Here is a 14,522-nt window from a genome sequence, read left to right as displayed (position 1 = left end):
TTTAATACTCATTGATTCGATACCAAGCTTAAAGGCGTTTTTTCTGGTTGCTGTTTGTTATTAACGGGCGGCAGTTGTCTGCCAAGTTGCAATAAACTTGGCATTAATATCAAGGTGAATAGGGCACTAATGGCCATGCCACCGACAATCACAGTGGCAAGGCCACGGTAAATTTCTGATCCTACCCCCGGCATTAGCATCAGTGGCAGCATGCCAAATAAGCTGGTTAAGGTACTTAAGTAAACGGGTCGTGCGCGCAGTAGCACAGCTTGGCGAACAGCGTCTTCTCGGCTGAGTCCTGCAGCCATCGCGACACGGGTTTGGTCAACCAACAAAATGGCATTATTTACTACCAGACCGAGCAAGATAATAAAGCCAATCATGGTCAGTAAGTCGAGCGATTGGAAGGTAAATAAGTTAAGCACAAATAGAGCCAGTACACCGCCTGCAATTGCCAATGGCATGACCAGTAAAACTAACGCGCTATCTTTGGCTGACTTAAACAATGCGGTCATTAGCAAGAATAAAATAAACAGAGCCAAGATAAAGTTGATTGTCATCTCTTGCATGGCTGAATTCATCTTTTGTGCATTACCTGCCAAAATCGCGCCGGAGCTGTCGGGCAAACTTGCACGTACTTTTGGCATAACTTGCTCAGAAAGAATGGTTTGTGCTTGCTGCAAACTCATATCTGCTGGTGGTGTGACAACAATACTCACGGTACGGCGGCCATTAACACGTCTAAGTTGGGTTGGTCCCACGGTGCGTTCAATATTGGCAAGCTCGCCTAAGGTTTGAATACCTGAACGCGGGGTCACAATAGGAAGTGCTTTAAGCTCCTCAGGTGTTTGCCACGGAATACCGCGCAAAATTACATTCATGCGTTCGTTGCCATCAAAGTATTCATTAACAAATAACCCACCTGTGTAGGCTTGCACTGCTTGAGATACATCACGACGAGTTAGCCCAGCTTGGGTTATACGACGGTCATTGGGTGTGAGTCTAAGTTCTGGCTCTGCCATATCGAGTCGTGGTTGTGGCCTGGCTGTGGCGTTCGGCATAGCTTCGGTGACAGCTTGTAGCGCCACATTAGCACCAGCGATTAGCTCGTCCATATTCGGGCCTGTTAAATCTATATTGATATTACGACCATCACCGCCATTGGCCACTTGGATCATCGACCCTCTAAAGAAGAATACTTGGGTGTCGGGTAAATCAATGAAAATTTCTTCTCGGGCTACTTTCATTAATTCTTCAACGCGTTGTGGATCGGCAGAATAAATAAAGCCGCCAGCATTAGAACCAAACGCATAAAAGTTAAAGTCTTTAATACCCGGCTCTTTTTCGCCTGTGTAATAAGGCATTAAGCGCTTTTTGATACGCATCAGTAGCTCTTCTTCCATAAACTGCACATTGCCGCCAGGCGGGGTATTCAAGTTAAAGAAAAAGCCATCGGTTGGTGCACGCGGCATAAAATCAGTTTTCGGGAGCATGGTCATGGTCGCGACGAGTGAGCCACCTAATAACGAAACAATCCATACTATTTGTTTCACGCGGGTATTGGTAAGCGCCATGATGAAGTTAGTTAGCTTGTGCCAATATTCACGATAAGGATCTGCTTTGAGCTCTTTGTCTGGCCAAAAGTGGTTAGCCAACGGAATAAGTGTAATTGCGCAAATCATAGAGGCAATTACAGCAATGGATAAAGTGAGCGCTAAGTCAGAGAATAACTGCCCTTCAATACCTGCCATAAATAAAATAGGCAAGAAAATAGCAACGCTGGTGGTGGTTGAAGCAAATAAAGCGCCTGTTACTTGAGCAGCGCCTTTTAGCGCGGCTTTTTTACTATCAAAGCCTTCGCTTCTGAGTCTTGCGATGTTTTCTTGCACTATGATGGCGGCATCAAGTACTAAGCCTACAGCAAAGGCAAGGCCCGCCAGTGAAATAACATTTAAGCTGCGATCAAAAATATTCAACGTTAAAAACGCAACTAACAAAGAGACAGGAATTGTCGCTGCAATCACAAACGTGGCTTTTAAGCCTCTAAAGAACAGCCACAAGATTAAACACGACAGCAAAACACCTAGGCCTAAGTTACTTTTAACCAACGACAAGGCATTACGAATATGCACAGAGGCATCAAAACTTAATTCAATCGATAAGCCATTTTCGGCCAGCGGCCCTTCGTTGAGCTCTTTAATGGCAAGGTTAATGTCGTCAAGTAGGGCAACGGTATTGGCTTCGTTAGCGCGCGAAATACGAATGTAATACGCAGGTTTACCGTTTCGGCCACTCATTCCTAAACGGTCAGAAAAAGTGCGTTCTACACTTGCTATATCGCCAAGGTAAATGGGTCTGTCGCCTGAATAGCCAACGCGCATTTGTGCCATGCTCGATAAATCATATTGCCCCGTAAAGCGTACTGTATATTGACGACGGCCAACATTAGCTAGGCCACCGGAAGTATCGCGTGAGCTGGCTAATACATTACTGATTTGGTCAAGGCTGACGCCCAGTGCGGCGGCTTTGTGAGGGTCAAAGGTAATACGTAATTCTTTTGGTCGTTCACTGGCTAAATCAACACGGGCAACTCCAGATATACGTGCCAAACGGGGCTCAACAAATTCATCGATTTGTTTTTGGAACTGCGCCATGTCTAAATCAAGGCTGTCGCTATTAAAGTCTTTCGGGGTGACCAGTAACGTTGCTGCGGCTTCACCATTATTACCGCCAGCAAATACCACAGGATCAAATGCATCTAATGGCAGGGGCGGCGCTTGGTTAAGGCTAGTTAACACATCAAGCATTGCCTGCTGCATGTTTTGCCCAACAGCAAAAGTCAACGTGATAGAGCCATTACCACGGTTAATGTAAGTATTAACCTCTAGCGCACCCGGGGTGTTTTTTACTGCGTTCTCGAGCGGCTCAATGATCACCGATTCAATCTCTTCAGGCGCAGCTTGGCGCCAGCCAGAAAAAATAGTGATCTGCGGTTGCTCAATATCTGGTGTGAGCTGAATTGGCAGCTTAAAAATGCTCAACATGCCAAACAACATAATCAACACCAAGATGACAATAACACTCGCAGGGTTTTTCAGCGAACTACGTGTCAGATTCATTGTGTGTGTTCCAAAATCAGTTTGTGTGCATTGTAGTGCGATGTAAAAAAAGTGCCAGTGAGGTAAAGGAAATGTATGTCAGAAGTAACGCTGAATGGCCTTAATTACGCGATAAAATGTGTATTTGAAATAAGATGTAACAATTTAACAAGGGGAGCTTTAAGTTTTAAGCCCTAAGCTTTAACTAAAAAGCCTGAAACTAGTCGGCAGTATCTTCTCGAAGCAGGTTGGTAACGTTTTGCTCAAACACACGTTTTACTTCTGCACTGTAGTTATTGTGGTCATTAATGGTGATAAAGGGATTAGTGAAACTAACATCGCAGAAAGTTGTATAACACTGGATTTTAACAGCAACTCGATCTGGGGTTGCAAGGCTATCTAGGGTTGTTTGTAATGCATCAAAAACATATTCTTTGTGAACGTGTGATGTTAAAGCAACTTCAAGTTTTTTGACCTCAACGCGATGTGAATTTGTATCTGTTACAAACAACTCGTATAGGTAGCTACGTGATACAAACAGCAAGATTGCCACAAGATAGAATAATCCTGTGTAATAAAATAACTCTGTGTGGGTAAAACTCCGAAAAGATTTAAACATTTCCACTATTATTTTGTTTGTTTTTTATACTAAAACATATTTTTGAGCGTATCTCAATAAACTAGCTAAAAATCACTGCATTACAGATAATAAAAAAGCGCGAAACTAGTTAGTATCGCGCTTCTTATCTCTAAAACTTAAAGCTCAGTCTTGTTATTCATCAATCGAGCGAAGTAGGGCATTAATACCTACTTTTTCACGAGTTTGTTGATCAACTTTTTTCACTATGATGGCAGCGTATAGGCTGTGTGAACCATCTTTTGATGGCAAAGAACCTGGAACAACAACCGCACCGGCTGGTACTCGGCCGTAATGGATTTCGCCAGTTTCACGGTCATAGATACGTGTGCTTTGGCTGATGTAAACACCCATTGAGATAACCGCGCCTTCTTCAACTACAACGCCTTCAACAATCTCAGAACGCGCGCCAATAAAGCAGTTGTCTTCGATGATAGTTGGGTTTGCTTGAAGTGGCTCAAGTACGCCACCAATACCTACACCGCCCGATAAGTGAACATTTTTACCAATTTGAGCACATGAGCCAACCGTTGCCCATGTATCAACCATGGTGCCTTCATCAACGTAGGCACCAATATTGACATAAGACGGCATAAGCACCACGTTTTTACCTACAAAACTGCCTTTACGTGCAACAGCATTAGGCACAACACGCATACCGCCTTGTTGAAATTGTTCTGGTGTATAGTCGCTAAATTTAAGTGGTACTTTGTCGTAAAACTGATTAACACCATCGTTCAATGGCTGGTTGTCACGAATACGGAAAGACAGTAGCACTGCTTTTTTCAACCATTGGTGTACAACCCACTCACCGCTGATTTTTTCAGCAACACGAGCAGCGCCGCTATCAAGTAATTCAAGCGCATCGATAATAGCTTGTTTTACTTCACTTGATACCGTACTCGGGCTGATGCTATCGCGGTTGTCCCAGGCGTTTTCGATCATGGTTTTTAAATCTGACATAAGATCCTCTTATTCGGTTTCTGCGTTGAGTTTTTTACGCAATGCTTGATGAATTTTAGCTTGTTCTTCGTCTGTTAATGCTTGGTATTCGTTATTTGATACCACGAAGAAATCTTCTGCACGCTCACCAACAGTGGTGATCCGTGCGGCATGAATATGTAATAAGTGTGCTTGAAAAACTTCAGCTATTTTCGTCAACAGACCCGGAATATCCACCGCTTGAATTTCAATTAAACTGCGATCTTTACGAGCATGTGGTCTAAGCACAATTTTTGGTTTGATATTAAAGTCTTTGAAGCGCTGTGAGCGATTCTTCTTAAAGCGAATTTTCTTTTTCGGGTCGCTAATAGCAAGATCTAATGCACGTTTAATACCTTGTGCTCGATTACTCGCAATAGGGTCACCATTGACCTCTAAAATAACAAAGCTAAATAGCACGTAGCCGTCTTTCGTAGTCAAAACTTGTGCATGTTGAATTTGCGCTTTTTTCGAACCAATTACACTGACTAAACGAGAGAATAAACCGCCTGAGTAAGGGCTGTAGGCAAAGACTTGCGTACCGCCATGCATTGCAGTGTTTGACACTGCAACGCTTGGTTGGCTTAAATCATCACAGCTCAATAAGTGCTCTGTATGCCATGAAATTTGCTGTTCACTAAAGGCTGTAAAGTAGTTAGCTTTAAAGCGGCTCCAGATTAAGTCGATTTGATCTTCGTTACAACCATGATTCAATAAGCGCTGTTTGGCTTGCTGCTTTTTATCACGTATCTGGTCACGTTGGTCCATCGGGTTTTCAAGCCCTAAACGAAGTGCGCGCTGGGTGTGTAAATACAGCTCACGAAGTAGGGTGTTTTTCCAATCGTTCCACAAATTATCATTGGTTGCGCGAATATCAGCTAAAGTTAAGCAATATAAGTAATCAAGCTGGCGCTCATTTTTTACTTTACTCGCAAAGTCTTTGATCACATCTGGGTCATTTATGTCTTTACGTTGAGCTGTTACCGACATTAGTAAGTGATTAGCCACTAACCACGAAATTAGCTTGCCATCTGATGCTGGGAAGCGGTGTAGCTTAGCAAATGCGATTGCATCAACCGAGCCCAGTTCTGAGTGGTCGCCACCACGACCTTTCGCAATATCATGGAAAATACCAGCTAAATAAAGTAACTCAGGCTTATCCATACGAGTGACAATTTCACTGCATAACGGAAATTCGCTGACTTTTGATTTATCAAAATACTTATAAATATTGTTGATCAGTTTATGGGTGTGCTCATCCACTGTGTAGGCATGAAATAAATCAAATTGCATTTGCCCGAAGATATTACGCCACTGCGGTAAGTAGGCGGCAATAATGCCGTGTTTATGCATTAGGGTAAATGCACGACCCATACCGTTAGGATGCTTTATTAGGCGTAAAAATGCCTCACGACAAGCGGCGTAATCTTGTAAATCACCTAGTAAACGACGGCGAACTTGACGCATTGTGCGTATGGTACTTGGGTAAATATGGGTGATCTCTGGGTTATCAGCAATGTGTTCGAACAACACAAATAGCTGATCACGGCGGAAGAATACCGATGGATTTTTAACACGAATTTGATGGCCAATGCGCTCAAAGTTACGGTCAAGTTCAATCACAGGTAACTCACCTGCACCCGGTAAAATGCTTTGCTCAAAGTATGAAAGCAGCATTTGGTTAAGCTCACGTACGCGGCTCATGATCCTAAATAAGCGTTTCATCATGCGCTCGACCGAGGCTTTACCATCACTACCAAAGCCGAGAATTTCTGCGGCATGAGGTTGATGATCGAACAACAAACGGTTTTCAGAGCGACCCGCAGCGATGTGCAGCGCAAAACGAATGTTCCAAAGGTTTTCTAAACATTCAGACAGCTCTTGGTATTCTTCGTGAGTAAGATAGCCGTGATTTATAAGTTCTTGTAATGTTTCGGCTCTAAAGTGCTTTTTAGCAACCCAAATAATGGTCTGTAGGTCGCGCAGGCCACCTGGGTTTTCTTTGATATTGGGTTCAAGGTTATAAGCCGTACCATGGCATTTTTTATGGCGTAAACTTTGCTCTTGAACTTTTGCCAAAAAGAATTCGTCTGAGCGCCAAATAGGCGTATCAAGCAGGTGTTTTTTTAGTTTTTCGAATTCGATATGATTACCGAAGATTAATCGGCTTTCGAGTAAGCTGGTGGCAAATGTCACATCTTCGCGTTTTTGTTCTAATGCTTGCTCTATCGTACGAACACTATGACCAATCTCTAAATTAAGGTCCCATAGCATGGTAACGAACTGACCAATTTTTTCACACACAGCTTCACTTGGTTGCTCGCTAACTAGCAGCATAAAGTCGATATCGGAGTAGGGGTGCAGTTCGCCTCGACCATAACCTCCCACAGCAATGAGGGCTAGGTCACTTTCGTGAGCAAGGTTGTAATCGTGAAACAGTTTAATTAATAAGCGGTCGATAAACTCAGCACGGGCATTAATTAAGTTGCTAACGGGTTGTTTTGAGAATTCGTTCTGTAGCCATTTATAAAAATAACTAGAACAGTCGCGATAATCGCTAAGTTGCTCAGCTTGGCTGAGCAACTTTTTTACTTTATTGGGTAATGCCACAGGGGCTGGCTCCTAGTGTTCGATGATCCTGTCGATAGTATCATCTGATCGGAGCGTTAAAATTTCAACACCATTTTCAGTCACTAACAGTGTATGTTCCCACTGTGCAGACAATGAACGGTCTTTTGTTACTACAGTCCAGTTATCTTTTAGTAGCTTACATTGGCGTTTACCGGCATTAACCATAGGCTCGATTGTTAAACACATGCCTGCTTTTAATACTTCGCCAGTACCTGCTTTGCCATAGTGCATCACTTGCGGCTCTTCGTGGAATTCAGCGCCAATGCCGTGACCACAGTATTCGCGAACGATTGAGTAGTTAAAGCCTTCAGCGTATTTTTGAATTGCAGCACCGATATCACCTAAGCGTACGCCTGGTTTTACCATTTTAATTGCAAGGTATAGGCTTTCTTGGGTAATTTCAGCAAGGCGTTTACCTTGAATATTAGGTGTACCAACGTGGAACATCTTAGATGTATCACCGTGATAGCCATCTTTGATCACAGTCACGTCGATATTTACGCTATCGCCTTCTTTAAGCGGTTTGTCATTTGGAATACCGTGACAAATTACATGGTTCACTGAGGTGCAAATTGATTTTGGGAAACCGTGATAATTAAGCGGTGCTGGAATAGCATCTTGAACATTGACAATATAATCATGACAAATTGTATTTAGTTCATCTGTGGTTACACCTGGCACCACATGCGGTTCTATCATTTCTAGTACCTCGGCGGCTAAGCGCCCGGCAACACGCATTTTTTCGATTTCTTCAGGGGTCTTGATCACAGCACTCATTGAGGCTCCAAAGTTGTTTTTCAGGTCAGTTTTTAGTGCACAAATTTTGCACTAGACGTTGAGTTTTCAATTTTAATATGGTATAAAGCGCGCCGTCTTTTTACAAATAAATTCTTAACTGATTTTTTGTATTTAAGGCAAACACAATTTTATTTTAACACACACACGTATCGTCACATACACTTGGGTGCACTTAAGTTACAAATTAACTGCGGTGTTGGTGCTATGGGATATGTGGAGGCCTAACCCTAAATTATAGAGGATTATACAAATGGCAAACGTTTCAATGCGCGATATGCTTCAAGCTGGTGTTCACTTTGGTCACCAAGCACGTTACTGGAATCCTAAGATGAAGCCTTTCATCTTCGGCGCTCGTAACCGTGTTCATATCATCAACCTAGAGCAAACTGTACCAATGTTCAACGAAGCACTTAAGTTCTTATCGAACGCAGCTTCTAACAAAGGTAAAGTACTTTTCGTTGGTACTAAGCGCGCAGCAAGCGAAGCAGTTAAAGAAGCAGCGATCCAAAGCGAGCAGTTCTACGTGAACCACCGTTGGTTAGGTGGTATGTTGACTAACTGGAAAACAGTTCGTCAATCAATCAAGCGTCTTAAAGATCTTGAAGCGCAAAGCCAAGACGGCACTTTCGAGAAGTTAACTAAGAAAGAAGCGTTAATGCTTACTCGTGAAATGGAAAAGCTTGAAAAGAGCCTTGGTGGTATCAAAGACATGGGCGGTCTTCCTGACGCGCTTTTCGTTATCGATGCAGACCACGAGCACATCGCTATCCGTGAAGCTAACAACCTAGGTATTCCAGTTGTTGCTATCGTTGATACTAACTCTAACCCAGACGGTGTTGATTACATCGTTCCTGGTAACGACGATGCGATCCGTGCTATCCAACTTTACACAGGCGCTGTATCAGCTGCGATCACTGAAGGTCGTGAGAACAACATCGTTGCTCAAGCTGAGAAAGACGACTTCGTAGAAGCTGAGTAATTAGCTGTCATCAAGTCTTCATCTAATTAAGGTGAAGACTTGTTATTCTTGTTAAGCGGCCTATACCGCTTCCCTATAACAGAATTCAATTGAGGATATTCTAATGGCTGTAACTGCTGCCCTAGTTAAAGAATTACGCGAGCGTACTGGCGCTGGCATGATGGATTGTAAAAAAGCGTTAACTGAAACTAACGGTGACATCGAGTTAGCGATCGAAAACATGCGTAAGAGCGGTGCTGCAAAGGCTGCTAAAAAAGCAGGTAACATCGCTGCTGAAGGTACAATCTTAATCAAAGAAGGTAACGGTTTCGCTGCACTTCTTGAAGTTAACTGTCAAACTGACTTCGTTGCTAAAGACGCTAACTTCCTTGGTTTCGCTAACCAAGTTCTTGACGCTGCTGCAGAATCTAAAGCAGACATCGACGCACTTAAAGCACAGTTCGAAGAAACTCGTGTTGCTCTAGTTGCTAAAATCGGTGAAAACATCAATGTTCGTCGCGTTGAGTACATCGACGGTGACAAACTTTCTTCTTACCGCCACGGCGACCGTATCGGTGTTGTTGTAGTTGGTGAAGCTGACGAAGAAACACTTAAGCAAGTTGCTATGCACGTAGCTGCGTCTAAGCCTGAGTTCGTAAACCCAGAAGACGTACCAGCTGACGTTGTAGAAAAAGAAAAAGCAGTTCAAATCGATATCGCGATGAACGAAGGCAAGCCTGCTGAAATCGCTGAGAAAATGGTTATCGGTCGTATGAAGAAATTCACTGGTGAGATCTCTCTTACTGGTCAAGCTTTCATCATGGAACCTAAAAAATCAGTTGGCGAAATTCTTAAAGAGAAAGGCGCAACTGTTTCTAACTTCATCCGTTTAGAAGTTGGTGAAGGTATCGAGCGTAAAGAAGAAGACTTCGCTGCTGAAGTAGCTGCTCAAATCGCTGCTGCAAAAGGCGAGTAATTTTCTAACTTAGTGACGTAGGCCAATTAGATGAAATTAATCTGTTATTAGCTTTTGCGTCACTGATGAAAATTCTTTAAAATAACCGCGTTTTATGTGTAACCATAGCGCGGTTATTTTTTATCTCATTACTAAGGCTGGCCCAAATATTATGACTATCAATCGTAAACCTATTTTTAGACGTGTTCTTCTTAAACTTAGCGGTGAAGCATTAATGGGAGACGAAGGCTTCGGCATCGACCCAAAAGTACTTGACCGTATGGCTCAAGAAATTAAAGAACTTGTAGAGCTCGACGTAGAAGTAGGTTTAGTTATCGGTGGCGGTAACTTCTTGCGTGGTGGTTCATTAGCAGAAGCGGGCATGAACCGCGTAGTAGGCGATCACATGGGTATGCTTGCTACTGTAATGAATGGTTTGGCAATGCGTGATGCACTTCATCGTGCATTTGTAAATTGTCGTTTAATGTCAGCTATTCCACTTAACGGTGTATGTGATGCTTACAACTGGGCAGAAGCTATTAGCCTATTAAAATCTGGCCGCGTTGTAATTTTCTCAGCGGGTACAGGTAATCCATTCTTCACGACTGACTCAGCAGCGTGTCTACGTGGTATTGAAATTGAAGCAGATACTGTAATCAAAGCGACTAAAGTTGATGGTGTTTACTCTGATGATCCAGTGAAAAACCCAGAAGCTACACTATATCGCCACTTAAGCTACAATGAAATCATTGATAAAGAGCTTAAGGTTATGGATTTAGCTGCATTTACGCTGGCGCGTGACCACAAAATGCCATTAAGCGTATTTAACATGAATAAATCAGGCGCGCTTAAGCGTGTTATTATGGGCGAAGATGAAGGAACGCTTATCTCTTCACAAGCCTCAGATGAAACTAGCAAATAGATTAGGATTGAACCGTGATTAACGATATCAAAAAAGATGCGTCAGAACGTATGCAAAAAAGTGTTGCGGCACTAGGCAGTCAATTATCTAAAATTCGCACAGGCCGTGCGCACCCAGCATTACTTGATGGTATTCAAGTGTCTTACTACGGTGCTGACACACCATTAAACCAAGTTGCTAACGTAACAATTGAAGACTCACGTACACTTGCAATTAGCGTGTTCGACAAGTCATTAGCGCAAGCAGTAGAAAAAGCGATCATGGCTTCAGATTTAGGTTTAAACCCGATGTCTGCAGGTACAGTTATCCGTGTTCCACTTCCTCCACTTACAGAAGAGCGTCGTAAAGACCTAATCAAAATCGTACGTGGCGAAGTTGAAAGCGGCCGTGTTGCTGTACGTAACATCCGTCGTGACGCAAATGGCGACATTAAGAGCTTATTGAAAGAAAAAGATATTTCTGAAGATGAAGCACGTCAAGCAGAAGACGAGATCCAAAAGCTTACAGATAAGTTCATCAAAGAGATGGATGCACAATTAGCTGCAAAAGAAGCTGAGCTAATGGAAATCTAATTGCTGCTGTTTATCTTTCAGACACTGATTCTGTAAGTAAACAGGCGCAACTAAATTTATTAGTTTTGAAACGCCGTCTAGGGTATACTAGACGGCGTTTTTTTATGGAATACTCGATATTTATGGTTCTTAACGCTGATAAAATTTCCCAGCAAAGTTTGCCTAAGCATGTCGCTATAATCATGGATGGCAACGGACGTTGGGCACAAGCGAAAAATCGCCCGCGTGTTTACGGACACAAAAAGGGCGTTGATGCAGTTCGTCAATCAGTGCAATTTTGTACTCGCTTAGGTATACAGTCGTTAACACTATTCGCATTTAGTAGCGAAAATTGGCGACGTCCAGAGGACGAAGTAAATACGCTTATGGAGCTGTTTTTATTCGTACTGGGCAAAGAAGTTAAAAAGCTTCATAAAAATAATGTAAAGCTAAACATAATTGGTGATTTATCACGCTTTTCAGAAGGTCTGCGCGAGAAAGTTGATGCAGCCCATGAATTAACTCGTAATAATACGGGTCTACAGTTAAACGTGGCAGCTAATTATGGCGGACGTTGGGATATCACTAACGCCGCAACAATGCTTGCAAAAAAAGTCGCAGCCGGTGAAATGGCCGCAGAAGATATTACTGAAGAGCTCATGGCCGAACAAATGAGTATGGCCGATCAAGGTGAACTTGATTTAATGATCCGCACCGGTGGAGATTTACGCATCAGTAACTTCCTTTTATGGCAAGCGGCTTATGCTGAGCTTTACTTTACTGATACGCTTTGGCCAGACTTCAATGAAGCTGCATTTGCTGACGCTATCGCATGTTACGTTGCCAGAGAGCGACGATTCGGTTGTACAGGCGAACAAATAAAACAATTACTCGCCGAGACCTAATTACTAGTTGAAGGTACACACATTGCTAAAACAACGAATTTTAACCTCGCTCGTGTTGGCACCACTTGCACTTATTTTGGTTTTTTATACCCCATTAACACTATTTAGTTATATCGCCGCCGGTATTGTTTTACTCGGTGCATGGGAATGGTCTGCATTTATGGGCCTGTGCGATAAAGTTAAACGTTTTGGATTTGTTGCAGCAACAGCGGCATTTTTGGCATTACTTAACTGGCATTGGCCAATAGAATCACTTTGGCAAAATGGTCAATTAGTGGGTGATGCAAATTATTTATTTACCCTGTCATTTGCTTGGTGGATTGTGGCAACTTATTTAGTTTGGCGCTATCCAGCAATGGCAAAAGCATGGAATGAAGGTATTGTGATGCGCGCCATAGCAGGGTTTTTAACTTTAGTACCGCTTTGGCTTGCACTAAATACACTGCGTAGCGCAGGTTACAACGAGTCAACACATTTTGGTTCAATGCTGATTTTAGTTGTGCTAGGAATTGTATGGAGCGCTGATATTGGTGCTTACTTTACCGGCAAAAATTTTGGTAAACGCAAGTTAATGCCAAAAGTAAGTCCTAATAAAACGATAGAAGGTTTATTAGGTGGGGTCGTGGCCTCAGTTATTTTTGTCTTAATATTTTGTCACTTCACTAATGTTGATATGAGTGTTTGGCCCATCTATGCGGTGATGACTGCATTTATCGCATTATTCTCAGCGGTAGGTGATTTACTCGAAAGCATGTTCAAACGAGAAGTTGGTTTAAAAGACAGTGGCTCATGTTTACCAGGTCATGGCGGTATTTTAGACCGTATCGATAGCCTTACCGCAGCTGCGCCTATTTTTGTACTTTGCTACGCATGGACACTGAGTTTATGAGCAAAATAGAGCAACTTGTCGTATTGGGCGCAACTGGTTCAATCGGTTTAAGCACCTTAGATGTTGTTTCTAGAAACCCAGAGCGTTTTGCGGTTTTTGCATTAGCAGCCGGTAAAAATGCCGATCAAATGGCTGAGCTGTGTATCGCGCATCAACCTAAATTTGCTGTCATGGCTGACCAACAAGCCGCTTCAGCACTTTCGAACTTACTCGCTAACAGTTCATGTAACACACAAGTGCTAGCGGGTGTTGAGGCTATGAGTGAACTAGCTGCTCATGCAGATGTTGATACTGTGATGTCAGCTATAGTTGGTGCTGCAGGTCTGCTCCCGACTTTAAGTGCGGTTGAAGCTGGCAAAAAAGTGCTGTTAGCAAATAAAGAATCTCTAGTCATGTCGGGTCAGTTGTTTATCGATAAAGTTAAACAGCATGGCGCAACTTTGCTGCCTATCGACAGTGAACATAATGCTATTTTCCAATGTATGCCAGCATCACTACAAAATGCGTCGGGCTTACTGGCTGACAATGGCGTGAGTAAAATTTTATTAACTGGCTCTGGCGGTCCTTTCTTAAAGCGCGACATAGCTACGTTATCATCAGTAACTGTTGCACAAGCGGTGGCTCATCCTAACTGGTCAATGGGACAAAAGATTTCCGTTGATTCAGCAACCATGATGAACAAAGGCCTCGAGTTTATTGAAGCTAAGTGGTTGTTTAACTGCCATGCTAGTGATATTGAAGTGGTAATTCACCCACAAAGCATTATTCACTCTATGGTGCAATATCAAGATGGCTCTGTGCTTGCGCAAATGGGTAATCCTGATATGCGCACTCCTATAGCGCATGCTTTAGCATTTCCTGAGCGCGTTGATGCAGGTGTAAAACCTCTCGATTTTTCACAAATGGCAGACTTTACTTTCACCAAGCCTGATTATGCGAGATACCCTAATTTAAAACTCGCAATTGATGCGTGTGAAATGGGGCAAGGTGCAACTACTACAGTAAATGCAGCTAATGAAATAGCTGTTGCTGCATTTTTAGATGGTCAAATAGGCTTTACGGATATTTACCGAATCAACGCAGAAACACTCAATGCTACACAAGACATTAACGTGCAAACACTTGAAGAGATTTTAGCTTGTGACCAAGCGGCACGCCTAAAGGCTACTGAGTTTGTAAAAAGAGGCTTCGACTAGC

12 protein-coding genes are annotated in these 14,522 nt (G+C 42.8%); 7 read left to right on the top strand and 5 right to left on the bottom strand.

All coding sequences use genetic code 11. From position 1 onward, the window contains the following. Positions 1–8: 8 nt before the first annotated feature. The 5 genes from HYD28_13670 to map all read right to left on the bottom strand — a co-directional run bounded on the left by HYD28_13670 (position 9) and on the right by map (position 8,124). Positions 9–3,119 (bottom strand): efflux RND transporter permease subunit, encoded by a 3,111-nt coding sequence (locus tag HYD28_13670; GenBank protein QLE09917.1) that lies wholly within the window; start codon positions 3,117–3,119, stop codon positions 9–11. 199 nt (positions 3,120–3,318) lie between these two features. Then, positions 3,319–3,717, bottom strand: coding sequence for a hypothetical protein (locus HYD28_13665; protein QLE09916.1), 399 nt, complete (start codon positions 3,715–3,717; stop codon positions 3,319–3,321). 153 nt (positions 3,718–3,870) lie between these two features. After that, positions 3,871–4,698, bottom strand: coding sequence for a 2,3,4,5-tetrahydropyridine-2,6-dicarboxylate N-succinyltransferase (dapD, locus tag HYD28_13660; GenBank protein ID QLE09915.1), 828 nt, complete (start codon positions 4,696–4,698; stop codon positions 3,871–3,873). A gap of 9 nt (positions 4,699–4,707) precedes the next feature. Further along, on the bottom strand, positions 4,708–7,326 hold the full coding sequence (gene glnD / locus HYD28_13655) for a [protein-PII] uridylyltransferase (GenBank protein ID QLE09914.1): 2,619 nt from the start codon (positions 7,324–7,326) through the stop codon (positions 4,708–4,710). Positions 7,327–7,338: 12 nt separating this feature from the next. Continuing rightward, positions 7,339–8,124 carry a type I methionyl aminopeptidase gene (gene map, locus HYD28_13650; GenBank protein QLE09913.1) on the bottom strand — a complete coding sequence of 262 codons (786 nt, stop codon included), beginning with the start codon at positions 8,122–8,124 and terminating at the stop codon, positions 7,339–7,341. 271 nt (positions 8,125–8,395) lie between these two features. On the opposite strand from map, the gene rpsB reads away from it, so the two are divergent. The 7 genes from rpsB to ispC all read left to right on the top strand — a co-directional run bounded on the left by rpsB (position 8,396) and on the right by ispC (position 14,521). Next, complete coding sequence (gene rpsB, locus HYD28_13645; GenBank protein ID QLE09912.1) at positions 8,396–9,124, top strand: 30S ribosomal protein S2; 729 nt, start codon at positions 8,396–8,398, stop codon at positions 9,122–9,124. A gap of 103 nt (positions 9,125–9,227) precedes the next feature. Next, positions 9,228–10,079 carry an elongation factor Ts gene (tsf, locus tag HYD28_13640; GenBank protein ID QLE09911.1) on the top strand — a complete coding sequence of 284 codons (852 nt, stop codon included), beginning with the start codon at positions 9,228–9,230 and terminating at the stop codon, positions 10,077–10,079. Positions 10,080–10,230: 151 nt separating this feature from the next. Further along, positions 10,231–10,980: a UMP kinase gene (gene pyrH / locus HYD28_13635; protein ID QLE09910.1), complete on the top strand. Its 750-nt coding sequence runs from the start codon at positions 10,231–10,233 to the stop codon at positions 10,978–10,980. 14 nt (positions 10,981–10,994) lie between these two features. Beyond that, complete coding sequence (gene frr / locus HYD28_13630) at positions 10,995–11,552, top strand: ribosome recycling factor (protein ID QLE09909.1); 558 nt, start codon at positions 10,995–10,997, stop codon at positions 11,550–11,552. Between the two features lie 104 nt (positions 11,553–11,656). Next, entirely contained in the window at positions 11,657–12,436 is a 780-nt protein-coding gene (locus HYD28_13625) for an isoprenyl transferase (protein QLE09908.1), read from the top strand. Between the two features lie 22 nt (positions 12,437–12,458). Continuing rightward, the gene (locus HYD28_13620) at positions 12,459–13,325 is read left to right on the top strand and encodes a phosphatidate cytidylyltransferase (GenBank protein QLE09907.1); all 867 of its coding nucleotides are present in this window, start codon (positions 12,459–12,461) and stop codon (positions 13,323–13,325) included. Continuing rightward, positions 13,322–14,521 (top strand): 1-deoxy-D-xylulose-5-phosphate reductoisomerase, encoded by a 1,200-nt coding sequence (gene ispC, locus HYD28_13615; protein QLE09906.1) that lies wholly within the window; start codon positions 13,322–13,324, stop codon positions 14,519–14,521. The genes HYD28_13620 and ispC overlap by 4 nt, the downstream gene beginning before the upstream one ends. Position 14,522 lies beyond the last annotated feature (1 nt).

The organism is Pseudoalteromonas shioyasakiensis (assembly GCA_013391845.1).
Lineage (GTDB): Bacteria > Pseudomonadota > Gammaproteobacteria > Enterobacterales > Alteromonadaceae > Pseudoalteromonas > Pseudoalteromonas apostichopi.
Note: the sequence above shows the minus strand (reverse complement) of the source record. Positions and strands in the feature narration are given on the sequence as shown.

Coding starts and splice junctions, on each gene's coding strand:
- HYD28_13670 (QLE09917.1), bottom strand. CDS start 3,119: ATGAATCTGACACGTAGTTCGCTGAAAAACCCTGCGAGTGTTATTGTC.
- rpsB (QLE09912.1), top strand. CDS start 8,396: ATGGCAAACGTTTCAATGCGCGATATGCTTCAAGCTGGTGTTCACTTT.
- pyrH (QLE09910.1), top strand. CDS start 10,231: ATGACTATCAATCGTAAACCTATTTTTAGACGTGTTCTTCTTAAACTT.
- map (QLE09913.1), bottom strand. CDS start 8,124: ATGAGTGCTGTGATCAAGACCCCTGAAGAAATCGAAAAAATGCGTGTT.
- dapD (QLE09915.1), bottom strand. CDS start 4,698: ATGTCAGATTTAAAAACCATGATCGAAAACGCCTGGGACAACCGCGAT.
- ispC (QLE09906.1), top strand. CDS start 13,322: ATGAGCAAAATAGAGCAACTTGTCGTATTGGGCGCAACTGGTTCAATC.
- HYD28_13665 (QLE09916.1), bottom strand. CDS start 3,717: ATGTTTAAATCTTTTCGGAGTTTTACCCACACAGAGTTATTTTATTAC.
- HYD28_13625 (QLE09908.1), top strand. CDS start 11,657: ATGGAATACTCGATATTTATGGTTCTTAACGCTGATAAAATTTCCCAG.
- tsf (QLE09911.1), top strand. CDS start 9,228: ATGGCTGTAACTGCTGCCCTAGTTAAAGAATTACGCGAGCGTACTGGC.